13 protein-coding genes are annotated in these 15,652 nt (G+C 71.7%); 6 read left to right on the top strand and 7 right to left on the bottom strand.

Features of this window, described 5'->3' with window-relative positions; all coding sequences use genetic code 11:
* Positions 1-4: 4 nt before the first annotated feature.
* The gene (locus ACIBBD_RS17865) at positions 5-976 is read right to left on the bottom strand and encodes an ATP-binding cassette domain-containing protein (RefSeq protein ID WP_399420351.1); all 972 of its coding nucleotides are present in this window, start codon (positions 974-976) and stop codon (positions 5-7) included.
* Positions 973-1,533, bottom strand: a complete 561-nt coding sequence (locus ACIBBD_RS17860) for a PadR family transcriptional regulator (protein WP_399420350.1) — start codon at positions 1,531-1,533, stop codon at positions 973-975. The genes ACIBBD_RS17865 and ACIBBD_RS17860 overlap by 4 nt, the downstream gene beginning before the upstream one ends.
* A gap of 76 nt (positions 1,534-1,609) precedes the next feature.
* Between ACIBBD_RS17860 and ACIBBD_RS17855 the strand changes: the two genes are divergently transcribed.
* The 3 genes from ACIBBD_RS17855 (at position 1,610) to ACIBBD_RS17845 (ending at position 8,071) form a co-directional block, all read left to right on the top strand.
* Positions 1,610-4,099, top strand: a complete 2,490-nt coding sequence (locus ACIBBD_RS17855) for an excinuclease ABC subunit UvrA (RefSeq protein WP_399420349.1) — start codon at positions 1,610-1,612, stop codon at positions 4,097-4,099.
* Between the two features lie 314 nt (positions 4,100-4,413).
* Entirely contained in the window at positions 4,414-6,501 is a 2,088-nt protein-coding gene (locus ACIBBD_RS17850) for a DUF4139 domain-containing protein (protein ID WP_399420348.1), read from the top strand.
* Between the two features lie 7 nt (positions 6,502-6,508).
* Positions 6,509-8,071, top strand: coding sequence for a mucoidy inhibitor MuiA family protein (locus ACIBBD_RS17845; protein WP_399420347.1), 1,563 nt, complete (start codon positions 6,509-6,511; stop codon positions 8,069-8,071).
* 42 nt (positions 8,072-8,113) lie between these two features.
* Here the strand turns inward: ACIBBD_RS17845 and ACIBBD_RS17840 are convergent, their stop codons facing one another.
* Entirely contained in the window at positions 8,114-8,638 is a 525-nt protein-coding gene (locus tag ACIBBD_RS17840; RefSeq protein WP_399420466.1) for a rhomboid family intramembrane serine protease, read from the bottom strand.
* Between the two features lie 423 nt (positions 8,639-9,061).
* Between ACIBBD_RS17840 and ppk2 the strand changes: the two genes are divergently transcribed.
* A complete protein-coding gene (gene ppk2, locus ACIBBD_RS17835) occupies positions 9,062-10,048 on the top strand; it encodes a polyphosphate kinase 2 (protein WP_399420346.1) in 987 nt (328 codons plus the stop codon).
* Between the two features lie 286 nt (positions 10,049-10,334).
* Here ppk2 and ACIBBD_RS17830 read toward each other — a convergent pair whose 3' ends face one another.
* Positions 10,335-10,826, bottom strand: a complete 492-nt coding sequence (locus tag ACIBBD_RS17830) for a hemerythrin domain-containing protein (RefSeq protein WP_399420344.1) — start codon at positions 10,824-10,826, stop codon at positions 10,335-10,337.
* Between the two features lie 164 nt (positions 10,827-10,990).
* Complete coding sequence (locus tag ACIBBD_RS17825; protein ID WP_399420343.1) at positions 10,991-11,527, bottom strand: isochorismatase family cysteine hydrolase; 537 nt, start codon at positions 11,525-11,527, stop codon at positions 10,991-10,993.
* Between the two features lie 140 nt (positions 11,528-11,667).
* On the opposite strand from ACIBBD_RS17825, the gene ACIBBD_RS17820 reads away from it, so the two are divergent.
* Entirely contained in the window at positions 11,668-11,910 is a 243-nt protein-coding gene (locus ACIBBD_RS17820; RefSeq protein ID WP_399420465.1) for a DUF6411 family protein, read from the top strand.
* A 192-nt stretch (positions 11,911-12,102) separates the two neighbouring features.
* On the opposite strand, the gene ACIBBD_RS17815 is transcribed toward ACIBBD_RS17820, so the two are convergent.
* The gene (locus tag ACIBBD_RS17815; protein WP_399420342.1) at positions 12,103-12,666 is read right to left on the bottom strand and encodes a snapalysin family zinc-dependent metalloprotease; all 564 of its coding nucleotides are present in this window, start codon (positions 12,664-12,666) and stop codon (positions 12,103-12,105) included.
* A gap of 494 nt (positions 12,667-13,160) precedes the next feature.
* Here ACIBBD_RS17815 and ACIBBD_RS17810 point away from each other — a divergent pair, with 494 nt between their 5' ends.
* The gene (locus ACIBBD_RS17810) at positions 13,161-13,916 is read left to right on the top strand and encodes an esterase/lipase family protein (RefSeq protein WP_399420341.1); all 756 of its coding nucleotides are present in this window, start codon (positions 13,161-13,163) and stop codon (positions 13,914-13,916) included.
* Between the two features lie 115 nt (positions 13,917-14,031).
* On the opposite strand, the gene ACIBBD_RS17805 is transcribed toward ACIBBD_RS17810, so the two are convergent.
* Entirely contained in the window at positions 14,032-15,291 is a 1,260-nt protein-coding gene (locus tag ACIBBD_RS17805; protein WP_399420340.1) for a SpoIIE family protein phosphatase, read from the bottom strand.
* Positions 15,292-15,652 lie beyond the last annotated feature (361 nt).

Genomic DNA, 15,652 nt, shown 5'->3' with positions numbered 1-15,652 from the left:
TGGGTCAGACGGTGCCGACGGGGGCGGCCGCGTCGGCCTGGCGCCCCGTGAGGGTGAGGAAGACGTCGTCGAGCGTGGGCCGGTCGACCTGGAGGGAGACCGGGTCGACGGCGCGGGCGTCGAGAGCCCGCATGAACTCGACCATCGAGCGGCTGCTGTGCTCGGCGCGGAACCTGATGGCGTTTCCGGTGACGGCGACGTCGCGGGTCCCGGCCAGGGCGCGGACCGTGTCCTCGGCGGTGCGCACGTCCTCCGGCGCCACCTCCAGGGTCACCGTGTCGCCCGAGACCCGGTTCTTCAGCTCCTCCGGCCCGTCCTCGACCACGATGGCGCCCTGGTCCATGATCAGGATGCGGTCGCAGAGGGCGTCGGCCTCGTCGAGGTAGTGCGTGCTGAGGAACACCGTCGCGCCGAGTTCGTCGCGCAGACTGCGGATGTGGTCCCACAGCTGGTTGCGGCCGGCCGGGTCCAGGCCGGTGCTCGGTTCGTCCAGGAAGATCAGGGGCGGGCGGTGCACCAGTCCCAGCGCGATGTCCAGCCGGCGCCGCTGCCCGCCGGAGAGGCTGCCGACCAGGCGCGTCTCCAGCCCGGCGAGTCCCAGGCGCTCGGCCAGGTCGGCGATGCGGGCTGCGGCCTCGGCCTTGGACAGGCCGTAGAGCCGGGCCTGCAGGAGCAGTTCGTTGGCGACCACCTCCGCCGGGTTGGCGCCGCCGCCCTGCGCGACGTAGCCGATCCGGCGGCGCACTCCGACCGGGTCGGCGAGCAGGTCGCACCCGGCGACGCGGGCGGTTCCGGCGGTGGGGCGCAGCAGGGTGGTCAGCATGCGCAGAGTGGTCGTCTTGCCGGCGCCGTTGGGGCCGAGGAAGCCGACGATCTCGCCGCCCTCGACGGTTAAGTCCACCCCGCGCACGGCGGCGACCTCCCCGTGCGGGGCCTTGAAGGTCCGGGCCAGCCCGTGGGCTTCGATCACGGTCATGTCTGGTCCTCCTGTGTGATGTCCGCGGTCGCGGCGGCGGGTTCCTCGATCGCCTTGTCGAGCACGTCCTGCCAGGCGAGGTCGGCTTCGAGCTGCATGACTCTGCGCTGGAACATCGCGTCGTCCAGCGGGCCGATGGAGCCCGCCTCGACCAGGGCCCTGCGTTCGGCGTCGATGTTGTTGCGCATCGCCGTGATGGCCTCCCGCCGCCGCAGCAGCAGGCCGCGCAGGGTCGGCAGGTCGTTGGTGCGGGTGAACAGGAGCGCCACGCTGAAGGGATCGGTGCCGTGGTGCACCTGGGCGACGGCCTCCTCGCGGAGTTTCGCGAGCTCCGCCTCCCCCTCCTCGGTGATCCGGTACACGGTGCGGGCCGGGCGCCGGCCCACCTGCTCGGTGCGTACGGGCTGGACGAACCCGTCCTCGTCCATGGTGCGCAGTTCCCGGTAGAGCGCCCCGACGCTCACCCCGCCCCAACTGCTGACGCTCGTCACTTCGGCGATGCGACGGATCTCGTGGCCGTGCAGCGGACCCACGTTCTGGAGCGTGCCCAAGGCCATCAAGCGAGTAAGATTCACGAGATTACTATCTTGAGAGTAGCCTCGAGAAGTCAAATGGTGCACGCGAAGGAGCGGAGTGAGTCACTCGATGAACGCGGCCCCCGGTGACGACGCGATCACCGTCGTCGGCGCCGGCACCCACAACCTGCGGAACGTCAGCGTCACCTTCCCGAAGAACAAGATCGTCGCCTTCACGGGGGTGAGCGGCAGCGGCAAGACCTCGCTGGCGATCGACACCCTCCACGCGGAAGCCCAACTGCGGTACCTGAACGGCATCTCGCCCTTCTTCCGGCAGTTCATCTCCCCCAAGAACCGGCCCAAGTTCGAGCGGATCAGCGGCCTCGGCGTGACGCTCGCCGTCGACCAGCGCCGGCTCAACCGCAGCGAACGCTCCACCCTCGGCAGCATCACCGGGCTCAACGACTTCCTCGGCCTGCTCTTCGCCCGCATGCCGGCGCTCGGCCCCGAGGCCGTCCAACACCCCGCACTGCGCGGGCTGACCAGCGCCTACTTCGACCGCTACAGCATGGAGGGCCGCTGCAAGCGGTGCGCCGGCATGGGCGCCACCGTCCGCCCGGACCCGGACGCCGTCGTCACCCGCCCCGACCTGCCGCTGCTCCAGGGCGCCGGCGCCTGGTTCGACCGCGCCCAGTCGGGCGAGCACCTCGCCCTGCCCGCGCTCGCCGAACGGTACGGCGCCGACCTCGAACTGCCCTGGAGGCAGCTGCCCGAGGCGTTCCGGCACGCCGTCCTGTACGGCACCGGCGACGAGCCCGTCACCTTCCGCATCACCACGCGTCAGAAGAAGTCCGGCAGCGAGGCCACCGTCGAGCGCAGCGTCCCCCTCGACGGCGCCCTCGCCGAAATCACGCGGCTGCACGAGACCGCGGGCAGCGAGTCGGCCCGGCAGCACTACGCGGGCTTCATGCGGCGCGATCCGTGCCCCGCCTGCGAGGGCACCGGATACGGCGAGGTCGCGCGCACCCTGCGGGTCGGCGGCCTGACCTACCCGGAGGTCGTCTTGAAGCCCGTCGAGGAACTGCACGCGTGGGCGCGGACCGTCGAGCCCACCCTCACCCCCATGCAGCGCGAGGTCGCCGCCACCTTCCTGCCCGACCTCGAGAAGCGTTTACGGCTCATGAGCGCACTGGGCCTCGGTCATCTCCAGCCCCTGCGCACCGCCCCGTCCATGTCCGGCGGCGAACTCCAGCGCGCCCGCCTCACCGCGCAGCTGAACCTGGACCTGACCGGCATCATCTTCGTCCTCGACGAGCCGAGCGCCGGACTCCACCCCGCCGACAAGCACCCGCTGCGCGAGATCCTCACCGACCTGCGCGACGCAGGCAACACCGTGCTGCTGGTGGAGCACGACCCCGAACTCATCGCCCTGGCCGACTGGGTGGTGGACCTCGGACCCGAGGCCGGACGGCGCGGCGGCACCGTGGTCGCCTCGGGCCCGCCCGAGGAGGTGCGCCGCGTCCCCGAGTCCGTCACCGGCGCCTGTCTCGCCGGCCGCGGACCGCGCGTGCGCCGTCCCAAGCGGAGGGAGGCCGGTGCGGCCGGCCAGGTCACCCTCATAGGCGTCGACGTGCACAACGTACGGCTGGACCGTGTCACCGTCCCGCTGAACACCCTCACCTGCGTCACCGGCGTCAGCGGCAGCGGCAAGAGCAGCCTGCTCCACGACGCCCTCGGCGGCGGCCTCACAGCCACCCTGCGTGGCGAACGGCCGGAGGCGCTCACCCGGATCGAGGGGGCGGCGGCCCTGGACTGGGTGACGGTCGTCGACCAGGATCCCATCGGCCGCACTCCGCGCTCCTGCCCCGCCACCTACACCAAGGCGTTCGATCTCATCCGCAAGCTGTACGCGGCCACCCCGCGCGCCCGCGGCCTCGGCCTCGGCGCCGGCGCGTTCTCCTTCAACTCCCCCGGCGGGCGCTGCGAGACCTGCACCGGGTACGGCAGGCGCCAGGTCGACCTGCACTTCATGCCGGACATGTGGGTCGAGTGCGACGTCTGCGAGGGCCGCCGCTTCACCCCGGAGATCCTGGCCGTGCGCTATCAGGACCGCTCGATCGACGAGGTGCTCGCCATGACCGTGGACGAGGCCGCCGAGTTCTTCACCACGCCCAAGGCCCTCGTGGCCACTTTGGACGCCGTGCGCCGCGCCGGGCTCGGGTACCTCCAGCTAGGCCAGGCCGGCACCGAACTCTCCGGCGGCGAGGCCCAGCGGCTGAAGCTGGCCAACGCCATCCTCCAGGGCAGCGACGGGCGCAGCCGCGGCATGGTGCTGCTCGACGAGCCCGCCACCGGGCTGCACCCCCGCGATGTCCAGCGCATCGTGGACGCCCTCGACGTGCTGCTGGAGTCCGGCAACTCGGTCGTCATCGCCGAGCACGATCTGCACGTGGCCGCCTGCGCGGACTGGATCATCGACATGGGTCCCGGCGCGGGCGCACATGGCGGGCGGATCGTCGCCGAGGGAACCCCGGACCGGATCGTCGAGGGCGCGGGCGTGACCGCGCGGTTCCTGCGGCCGCTGTTCGAGGCGGCGACCCGGAGCTGACGCACCGCTCGGTGGACGCCGTCCAGTGCCTCTCGAGCGATCGTCGAGCCGCGACGGGGACGATCCCGACCATCCGGGATCTCCCCGAACGCCGCGGCCGGGGGGGGGCCCCCCCCCCCGCGCCGGGGCCCGCCCCCCCCCCCCCGGCCCCGGGCCGACTCTCCGACCGAGCTGTGCCCACCACGGCTTCACACGCAGTGAGCGATTCCCGTTCCTGTCGTGTCGGTGAGATGCACCGGCATCGGGGCCGACGGGACACGCACACCGCCAGGCGTAGGCTTTGCGCGGTACGGACACGGCGGGGGGCGGAGCACGTGAGGTCTGAGCAGGCGCAGGGTTGGGGGTCGACCCTCGATTCGGTCGTGGTGTACGCGCAGGGCGCGGTCTGTCACCGCCTGGCCCGGGGCAGCGTGCCGCCGGACGGCCGGGTGCGGGTGACAGGACTGCCCCGTTCCCTGGACCCTGGCTCCCTGCGGGCCCGAGTACGCCGTGGCGTCGGCGTGCGCGTCGTCGAGGTCCGGACGCAGGTCGACGCGGAACCGCTGGACAGCGGCACGCCCGACCAGGTCCGGCGCGAGGTGGAGCGGCTGCGCGACGAGTTCGCGGCGGCCCAGGCACGCCGAGACCGGCAGCTGGGCCTGATCGAAGAGGTGAGGGCTCTGCACCCGGTGCCGCCGGCCCGCAAGCGTGACGACCCGCACCGCCGCACCCCGGTCGACGCGTGGCTGGAGCTCGCAGACTTCGTCGAGCAGCGGTTGACGAACCTGCACACGCGCCTCGTCGAGCTGGAGGAAGCGCTGCACCGTGTCGAGCACGAGCTCACGGTCGCGACGGACAGGCTCGTCCGTGCTTCCACCGACGCCCCGTCAGCGCACGTCGACAGCACGGTGTGCGCGGTGCTGACCCTCGACGGCGCCGGTGACGCGGAGGTGGAACTGGAGCTGGAGTACGGGGTGCCGGGCGCCGTCTGGGTGCCGGCCTACCGTCTCACCCACCGTCAGGGCGACGACAGCGGCCGCCTGGTGCTGCGTGCTTCGGTCGCCCAGCGCACCGGAGAGGACTGGACGGGCGTACGCGTCGCCCTGGCCACCGCCGACCTGCGGCGCCGTACCGACCTGCCGAGGCTGCGCTCGATCCGGATCGGACGCCGTCAGCCCGCCCCCAGCGGTTCCGGGTGGCGCGAACCCCCGGCGGGGCTCGCCGATCTGTTCAGCGGGTACGACGCCGCAGGCCCTCGTCCTGTCACGGCTCCGGCGCGCAAGGCCGCGGGGGCCGGTCCCGTGCCTGTGGCGGCCGCGGGCGGCTTCGCGCCCGCTCCCGTCCCGCCACCGCCGCCGGCGCCGCCGGGCTACGGCGGGCCGCCCGCGGCGCAGCCGGCCATGTCGCGACCGGGCGGCAGAGCTCGTACCGGCGCGTCCTTCGCGGCTCCCGCCGCCATGGCACCCGCGGCTCCTGGCGGGGCCGCGCCGCCTCGGGCACCGATGGCCGGCCCGCCGTCACCGCCACCACCTGCGGCGTCGACGGCCGGTCCGCAGTCGCCGCCGGCCGCGGGACCGGTGGCCGGTCCGCCGCAACCGAGCAGCACGGAGCTGGACTACGCCGCGCTCGTCCTGTGCGGCCCGGACGAGCAGGACGACCGCAGAGGCCGGCTGTTCCCGGATGTTCCCTTCGACCCGGTGGCGGCCGAGTACCGCCGCCGGGCCGAGGCGGTGGCCTTGCTGCCGTTGCCCGGGCAGGCCGTGCGGCCCCGCGAGTCGGCGGGTTCCTTCGACCACCGGTTCGACGCCGCCGCCCGGGTCGACATTCCGTCGGACGGCACCTGGCACACCGTCACCGTCGGCGAGGTCCCGGTCGGTCTGCGCACCGAGTACCTCTGCGTACCGTCGGTCGAACAGACCGTGTACGCCACGTTGGTGCTGTCCAACGCCACCGACCAGGCACTGCTGGCCGGCCCGGTGGAGGTCACCGTCGACGACGAGTTCCTGCTGACCGCGGCGCTGCCCACGCTCGCCCCCGGCGGTGTGCGCCGGGTGGGGCTCGGGCCGGCCGAGGGCATCCGGGTCACGCGTCGTACCACCCTGCACGAGTCGACCTCGGGTCTGCGCAACAACGTCACCGTGCTGGACCACCGGGTCCACGTGGAGCTGGCCAACCGGCTCGGGTGGCCGGTCACCGTCGAGGTTCGCGAGCGGGTGCCGGTCACCTCCGAACCGGACGTGCGGATCGAGGAGCGAGCTGACTGGACGGCACCCGAGGACGGCGCGGGACCCGACCGTCACGCCCCGGGCACACGCGTCTGGCGGGTGACCCTGCCCGCCGGCGGCACCACCGCCCTCGACGGCGGCTACGAGATCCGCATCCCGGCCGGCAAGGCCCTGGTCGGCGGCAACCGCAGGAGCTGACACCACCATGTCCACGGCCCCGAAGCCGATCCCCCTTCCCGTCACCGCCGTCACCTGTCTGGAGGACCGCGCCCACGTCGAGCGAGCCGTCGTGCTCGACCTGGAGGCCGGAGTCCAGCGACTGCGGCTCGGTCCGGTCAGTGCGCTGGCCGTCGACCGTACCCTGCGGGCCGAGCTGACCGCCGAACACCCCGCGACCGTGCTCGACGTGCGGATCGTCCGCACCTGGACTCCCCGCGGGCCGCAGCCGCCCACCGACGAGGACTCCGCCCTCCGCCACCGCGCGCACACCCTCGAAGAGGAGCAGCTCACCCTCGGGCAACGACGCGATCGTCTGCGGTCGCGCCTGGACCTGCTCGGCCGCCTCGCCGCCGATCTGCTGCGGGAGATCGGTGAGGGCGCGGGCTTCGGGACGACCGACGGCCCCCGTTGGGCACGCGAACTGGACCGGGTGGACGGCGAGCGGGACGCGTACGGCGAGCAACTGCGCGCCGTGGAAGCCCGACTGACCTCCCTCGCTGCCGAACTCGCGGAGGTCCGGCGGGCCATGGACCTGTCCGAGAGGGCGCCCGCCGAGTTGGTGGGGCACATCGAGCTGACCGTGGAGGCCGCCGTCGCCGGCCCGGTGGCACTGCGACTGAGCCACCTCACCTCGTGTGCGCTGTGGCGACCCGCCTACCGGGCCGTGCTCGACGGTGACTCCCTGACGCTGGAGACCGACGCGATGGTCTGGCAGCGCACCGGCGAGGACTGGTCGGACGTGCGACTCACGTTGTCGACGGCCCGGTCCGCGCTGGCCGCCGAGCCACCACGCCTGCGCGAGGACCGCCTCACCCTCGAGGACCGTACCGCCGCGGAGCGCCGCACGGTCGACGTCGAAGTGCGCGAACAGGAGATCGGGGACCTCGGCCCCGCCCCGGTGGTCGGACTGCCGGGGCTGGCCGACGGCGGCGAGGCACGCGTGCTGCACTCCCCCGCGCAGGTCTCCGTGCCCGCCGACGGCCGCGGCCACCGAGTGCCGCTGTCCGCCTTCACCTCGGCCGCGACGAGCGAGTACGTCTGCGCGGCCGAACTGTCCCCCTTGGTCACCCAGGTGGTGCGGTTCGACAACCGGTCCGGCCACGCGCTGCTCGCCGGGCCTGTGGACCTGGTCCGCGACAGCGGGTTCAGCGGCCGCGGAACGCTGGACTTCACGGCCCCCGGCGCCCCCGTCGAGCTCGCCTTCGGCAGCCGCGACGACTACCGGGTGGTCCGGCATGCCGAGGAGTCCCACGCCTCCACCGGCCTGACCCAGCGGACCGTGACCACCCACACGGTCCGGCTGCACCTGTCCCGGTTCTCGGCTCCCGGGGAGCGGGGCGAGCGGACGGTGACCCTTCGGGAGCGCATCCCCGTCTCCGAGATCTCGGCGGTGGAGGTCCGCCTGCGCAGGGAAGCCTGCCATCCGGCGCCCGCCGCGGTCGACGCGGAAGGCATCGCCCGATGGGACGTGGTTCTCCCTCCCGGCGGCCGCCGCACGGTCACGCTGGTCTACGAACTGTCGGCCGGTGCCAAGGTCACCGGACTCTGAGCCCGCCGCTCCGCCGCACCCCGACGCCGGGACTCGGTCACATCACGCCTCGCGGGGGCGGCGGAACACGAAGGCTGCGGCCACCCCGCCCACCAGTCCGAAAAGGTGTCCCTGCCAACTGATGCCGGCCGTCGTCGGTAGTACGCCCCACAGGATCGAGCCGTAGACCGCTCCGACGAGGACGCCTATGACCACGTCGACCGCACGGCGGTCCACGAATCCTCGGATCAGCAGGTAACCGAAGAGGCCGAAGACGACGCCGGAGGCGCCCGCGGTCGTGGAATTCCCGGGTGCCGTGAGCCAGACGCCCAGGCCACTGGCGAGGATGATCACGATGACGACGGCGAGGAAGCGGCGCACCCCGGACAGCGCGGCGAGGAAACCGAGAACCAGCAGCGGCACGCTGTTCGCCGAGAGATGGTCGAAGCCGAAGTGCACGAAGGCGGCGGGCACGATGTCCCGCAGTTCGCCCACCTCGCGCGGCGTGATGCCGAAGGTGTCCATCGCGTGACCGCTCATCGCGTCGATCACTTCCAGCAGCCACAGCAGGGCCATCCAGCCGCCCATCAGGACGGCCGCTCCCTTGGCCCGCTCACCGCGCGGCGCCGGACCGGGTCGGGTGAGGCCCTGTGGTCCGGGGCCGCGGTGCGGTGGTCCGTACGCCATACAAACTCCCTCGCAGCGCTTTTGTGCTGCTCAACGCAGAGGAGTCGGGCCTGGTTCCCGCCCTCGTACGCCGTGACGACGCCGGCCGCCCGAGCGGCGACACGGCCGGCCGCGGACTCCGCCCCGATCACCCCGCGTGACCTGTCTGCTCCGGCCTGCTCCGGTGACCGGACAGCGAAGGCCGCACCCGTTCCGCGGTCGTCTCGGATTTCCGCACATGACCGCTTTCCCATTTCGCGCACACAGGTGAGAAGCGCAGCGTTTCGGGCAAACGCTCCGTGAAACTCAAAATATACGACTGGTCACACGGGGAGCGATGGCCGAATGGACCGCGATGAGACTGAGGCACGCCTGCTGGATGGGCTGACGGTGGACGACCGCCGACCGGAACAACCGATTCTGCTCGACGGAGCCCGAGAGCCGATCACCACCTGGCGGGAGAACTACCCGTACGACAAGAAAGTGAGCCGCAGGGAGTACGAGCGAACCAAGCGGGTCCTGCAGATCGAAATGCTCAAGCTCCAGCGGTGGATCAAAGAGACCGGCGGCCGTCTGGTCGTGCTCTTCGAGGGCCGGGACGCCGCGGGCAAGGGCGGCACCATTCAGCGTTTCACCGAACGTCTCAATCCACGCGGCGCCAACATCGTGGCTCTGGACAAGCCCACGGAACGAGAAAAGGGCCAGTGGTACTTCCAGCGCTACGTCCACCATCTCCCCGGGGCGGGAGAAATCGTCTTCTTCGACCGCTCCTGGTACAACCGGGCAGGAGTCGAACGCGTCATGGGCTTCTGCACGCAGAAGGAATACGAGCTGTTCTTCGAACAATGTCCGGTGTTCGAGAAGATGCTGGTGGAGGACGGCATCCTCCTGGTGAAGTTCTGGTTCTCCGTGTCGAAAGCGGAGCAGCGTACGCGCTTCGCGATCCGCCAGGTCGACCCGGTCCGCCAGTGGAAACTCTCTCCGACCGACCTTCGGTCTCTCGATCTCTGGGACGAGTACACCACTGCGAAGGTGGACATGTTCCGCGCCACCGACACGGCACACGCCCCCTGGACCGTCGTCAAGAGCAACGACAAACGACGTGCCCGCCTCGAGGCCATGCGCAGCCTTCTCCACCGGATCGACTACGCGGCCAAGGACGAGGAGGCGGTGGGCAAACCGGACCCGCTCATCGTCGGCGCCGCGGCCACCCTCCTCGAACCGGGTGAGGAGGACACGGCGCTGTCCCCGACCCCACTCATCACTCAGGAGGAAGGCCCCGGGCACCATCCCGACACACGGACCCCCGCACCCCGGCCCGACGGCGCGTGACAGGCGGGGAGTTCTCTCCCCGGGGTGATTCCGTCGCGGCCTGCAACTCGGACAAACCCAGGAGCCGTCGCGCGCTCCGTCCCGCGGAATGCGGAGGCGCCGCGGAGTATGCGAGAGGGAGCGCGCGAGGCGCTGCGCAGTGCGCGAGGGCGCGGAAAGCCCGTCCGACCGGTGCGGGACGGGCTTTCGCCGAGCGCCGGGCGGCCCCTGAGCCTTCTTCTCCCCCACCGCCTCCCCCACCCACCCGTCACCGGAGGACCGATCGTCGCGGCGACGGGCTCGCCGGTCAGGAGCGGACGATACGGCGCACGTTGTCCACAGCGCCGCAGCCCTCCTTCAACTGCCGCTCACGCTCCTCCAGAAACGCACGGCCCAGCTCCTCCCGGCGCTCCATGGCGACGTTCTCGCGTGCGCCGTTGAGGATGGTGCGCTCCTCCTCGTCGGCGTGGTGGGTGACGGCTTCCACGAGCTCCTCCAGCTTCGTGTCCCAGTCCTCGGAACCGACCTCCTCGACCTCCAGGAGTTCGAGGAGTGCCTTGTTGCCCTCCTCGTGCTCCTCCTCGCCGTGCTCGACCTCTTCGTCGTCGATCTTCTTGTAGCGCTTGAGGGCGGGGTACACCTTCGCCTCCTCGGCCAGCGCGTGCGCGATCAGCAGATCGGCGAACTCCCGCAACGCTGCCGCGCGGTCGGCTTCGACGCTGCGCATCAGACGAAACAGGTCCTCCATTCTGCGGTGGTCCTGGAGAATGAGCTCGACAACGTCTCGTGTCTCGGCCATGGAACGGGCTTCGCTTTCGTAGAGGGAACCTTGCCGAAACCGACTACCCCCGCCCGCCGTGTTCAGTGGTCCGGGCTTCGCGGCGCGCCCGCGGCCTCACCGCCTTCCCCGCCCGGGGACCGCACGTCGCCCCGCACGAGCCCGCGTGCGCACGCGCCGGTCCGTCACTGCCACAGCTCGCCGCTGTCGCACACCCGCGCACTCATGTTGCGCTCCATCATGCGCAGGGCGGCGCGCGCGAGGTCGGCGTGGATGTGGGCGACGGCATCACGCGGGACGGTGACGTCGAAGTGGCGGATGTGAGCGTCCAGGCACGAGTAGAGGACGCACTGTTCCGTCACCTGACCACACAGCACGAGCTGGTCGATCCCCTGCTGCCGGAGCAGGTACGACAACGGCGTCTCGAAGAAGATCGAATGGCGGGCCTTGACGACGAAGAGCGACGAGTCGTCGGGCCGTAGGGGTTCCACGAGATGTGCGTGCGGTCCCGACATCGCCTGGTCGAGGAGTTCGCCGTGGTGCGAGCGCCACTCACCGAAATTGTCGTTGACGTAGATCACCGGTACGCCCTTGCCGCGCGCTCGCTCCAGCAGGCCGGCCACGACCGGCACGACCGACTCCGCCGCGGGCAGCAGCAACTCGGCGTCCTTGTGGTCGTACGTGTTGATCATGTCGATGACGATCAGCGCTGTCTTGCTCATGCTTCCACCGTATTCACCGGGTGGCACCGGCCGTAGCAGGAAGACCGCCCGACGACGATGCGTGTTCACGGCCCACGCGGGCAGTCGGTGTCATCAGAACGGATACAGCGAACATGCTGCCGAGTAGTGGGGAGTTCCTGATGGTGATCGCTGGTGTCATCGGCCTGTGCGTTCTTCTCGCCGTGCTTGCCTTCCTGCTGCCGCGCCTGTCCCGGCACCCGCAGAACGGTGCCCATCGCGCCCTGGGCATCGGGTCGCGGACCGGTTCCAAGGCTCCCGGCCCGCTGGGGCGTCTCCTCAGCAAGCCCTTCAGCTCCGGCTCCCGCGCGGTGGGCCGCAGCGGCTCGGCCGGCCGGCGGGCACGCGGCCGACTGCCGTTCTGACCGGCGAGAGGGCTGTACGCCCCGCGCTTCGGGAACAACAGCCCGTCGCTGACCGGCACCGGTCAGCGGGACGGGTAACGCGGGCAGCGCCGCCGTCGGCCCCGTCGCCGACGTCGAAGCTGCCGCGAGCCGGGCACGACGGGAGTCGACCGCTGTGGGCGGGGGCGGATCGCCCCCGCCCACTGTCGTGGGTCAGTCCACCAGCAGCACGTCGTGCGGGACGTCTGCCGGACGCGTGGCCAGGAGACCGAAGTTGTCCTCGACCTCGGCCTTCTCGGCCGTGTCGGGGTACGGGTTGGTGCACGAGACGCCGGCGCTGGAACCCGACATCAGGCTGGTGCACGGGCCGGGCTTACGGTCCGGCAGGCCCAGGATGTGGCCGAGTTCGTGCGCCGAGATCCGGACCGTGTCGTAGCCCTGGTTGACGGCCTGCCGACCGATGTAGACGGTTCCGTTGCCGAGCGAGGTGGTCAGGGCGCGGGGCCAGCCGTCGTCGGCCAGGATGCGGATGTTGGCACGCTGTCCGGCGGCCGCCGGGCGCAGCTCGACGCTGTCCACGCTCTGGTTCCAGACCGCCGCGCCCCGGTCGACGGCGGCCCTGAACTCCGCCGACGCACTGGCGTCGTACGTGACGACGCGGGCCGCGACGGCCTGCGCATCGGCGTCCGTCGGCGCGGCGTGCGCATGGCCGCCCGCCACGGCGAGGCCCGCCGCGACGGTGGCGGCGAGGGTGCGGACGAACGTGCGTGCGTGCATGGTCGACCTCCTGTGGGGGAAGGTGGGCGTGCGCATGTCACGTGCTGCTTGGCTCCCTGCCCGCGCCGGGCGAGCGGCAATCCCTCAATCGGCACGGTCCGCGCGAGCCGCCGTCGCCCCGCGTTCGGGCACGCCGCGACACCGTCCCCACCGCACGCGTCCCACGAGCGGACCTGAGGAGCACTTCCCCACTCGGTGACCGACTCGGCCTTGCCCTCGGTGACGTACGCGGACCGAGCCCGCCCGGTCGGCGAACCCGGCGGCCGCCCTGGCGGTGCCGGCGGCGGACCGCGCGGGCGGTCGATGCGTCGAACCGGCCCGAGGTCCTCCCACCCGCTCGAGGCGGATCCCGGACGGGGGAAGCGGCCGTCTCCCCCGCCGGCACGTCACGCTCGGCGTCCTCACTCGCGCTGGTGATTTCACTGATCCAGCCCGCGGCCCGCCCCGCGACTCTGTTCGCGTCAGGCAACCCGCATCCTCGTCAGGAGGGCTCCATGCGTCGTCGCTCCCCGCGCCGGATCCTCGGTGGTCTCGCGGCCGTCACGGCCGCACTCACCCTGTTCTCCGCAGCGTCGACGGCCAGTGCGGCCGGCTCCGTCCCCACGGCCGCACCGGCCGCCTCGGCCGCCCAGGCGGCCGACGCCGCCGTGCAACCGCTGTCGACCAGCACGCCGGTCGTCTTCGTCCACGGGTACACCGGCAGCGCGTCCAACTGGGTCACCGCCATGAGCGTCTTCCGGCTCAACGGCTGGTCCAGCTCCAACCTCTTCGCCTACGAGTACGACTCCTACGGGAACAACGTCACCAACGCCCAGGGGCTCGCCGCCTTCGTCAACAACGTGAAGGCGCGGACCGGTGCGAGCAAAGTCGCGATCGTCAACCATTCGATGGGCGGCCTCGTCAGCCAGTACTACCTGAAGGTGCTGGGCGGCAACGCCAACGTCAGCCACCTCGCCTCGATCGCCGGCGCGAACCACGGGACCACCTACGCCGGCGCCTGCCTCATCTACACGACCTGCCAGCAGATGTACCCGGGCTCGTCGTTCATCGCCCAGATCACCGCGGGCGACGAGACGCCGGGCAGCACCAGGTACGCCACCTGGTACTCCGCGTGCGACGGCATCATCATCCCGTACACCAGCACCCGGCTGGACGGCGCGACGAACAACAACGTGCTCTGCCAGACCCACATCGGCTTCCTCGCGGACACGGGCGTGCTCGGCGAGATCGCCCGCTTCGTCGCTTCCTGACCCACCTCGGTACCGCACGCTCCGGCGCTCATGGCCGGTCCCGCGATCACCGTGCGCCCCGTGCCCGGCAGCTCCCTTCATGCCGCGCACGGGGCGCACAGCGCTGACTTCCGGCTCACTGCCGCTCTTCACGCCCGGGTCGGGGCACATGGACGGCCAGGACGGCGGTGTCGTCGTCCACCCCGGTGCCGAGGGTGTCGAGGAGTTCTCGGATGGCCGTGATGATGCGCTGGGCGGTGGTGGGGGCCAGGGCGCGGACGAGGTCGAGGAGGGCGTCGTCGCCGTAGCGGTTGTCGCGGGTGGCGGTACGGGCCTCGGTGAGGCCGTCGGTGTGCAGGAGCAGGGTGTCGCCGGGATCGAGGCGGAAGGTGGTGGTGGCGATGTCCGCGTCGGGGAGGACGCCGATGAGCTGGCCGCCGGGGGTGGGCAGGAAGTCGGCGGTGCCGTCGGCGCGTATCAGCAGTGCGGGCGGGTGGCCGCCGCTGGCCAGGGTGATCCGGAAGCCGCCCTGGTCGCCGTCGGGTGTGAGCAGGCCGAAGATGACGGTGCAGAACCGTGGGTCGGTGCCGTTGTACTCGTGGTTGAGAACCGTGTTGAGGTTGCCCAGGACCACGGTCGGGTCGGGGTCGTAGACGGCGGCGGCGCGCAGGGTGTAGCGGGCGAGGGAGGTGATGGCCGCTGCGGCGGCGCCTTTGCCGCACACATCGCCCAGGAAGAGCCCCCACGTCCCGTGTCCGAGGGGGAACAGGTCGTAGAAGTCGCCGCCGACTTCGTCGATCGAGGCGATGTGGTAGTACGCGGCCACGTCCAGGCCCGGCACGTTCGCCAGGGTGGGCGGCAGCAGCGTCGTCTGGAGCGTGGTGGCGAGCTGCTGGAGGCGTTCGCGTTCCCGCTCGGACTCCTGACGGGCGCGCAGCAGCTCCTGCTCGTAGGCGCGGCGGTCGCGGGCGTCGAAGACGGTGGTCCGGATCAGCAGCGGCTGCCCGTCGCTGCCCCTCTTGACGGTCGAGGTCACCAGGACCGGCAGCCGGCTGCCGTCGGCCGCCTTCATCTCCAGCGCGATGCCGCTGATCTCGCCCTGCATGCGCAGCAGCGGCGCGAAGTGTGTCTCGTGGTACAGCTGCCCGCCGACGGTCAGGAGGTCGGAGAACTTCTTTCGGCCGATCAGGTCGTCGCGCCGGTAGCCCAGCCAGGCGAGCAGGGTGGCGTTGATCTTGGCGATGTGCCCGTCGAGCAGGGTGGACACGTACCCGCACGGGGCGTTCTCGTACAGATCCTCGACGCTGTCCTCCAGCAGCGCGGAGAACGTCCGGCCGTCGTTCGAGCCCTCTGCGGGATCCGGGTCGGAGCCCTGGTTCCCGTCGGCCTTGGACATCATCGCAGTCTCCCGGCGAACGCGGTGATCGCGTCAGCGGTCAGCTCCTGCCCCGGTCCCGGGCGCCCGTGGTGTCCCGGGCCGGAGTACCGCTGCGTGCTCCACGCCGGCGGATCCGAGGGGCCCGCACCCACGGGGGCGGAGGGCACCAGCGTGCGCACGCGCTCCAGCGCCGGCGCCACCAGGCGCCGGGTGTTCCGCTCGCACCCGAACCCGTGCGCCGGCGTCACTGCCGGTCTGCCCGGCCGGCCGGACGCCCGCACCTGGTTCCTGCTTCGCGGGTCCATACAGTTCATACTCGCAGACACAGGACGCCGGGACTGCGCGAGCAGGGGCGGGCGACACCTATGACGCGCGGCCG

Source organism: Streptomyces sp. NPDC051315 (genome assembly GCF_044455165.1).
In the GTDB taxonomy this organism is placed as follows: domain Bacteria; phylum Actinomycetota; class Actinomycetes; order Streptomycetales; family Streptomycetaceae; genus Streptomyces.
The sequence above is the reverse complement of the archived record's forward strand: the minus strand, read 5'-3'. Positions and strand labels throughout refer to the sequence as shown.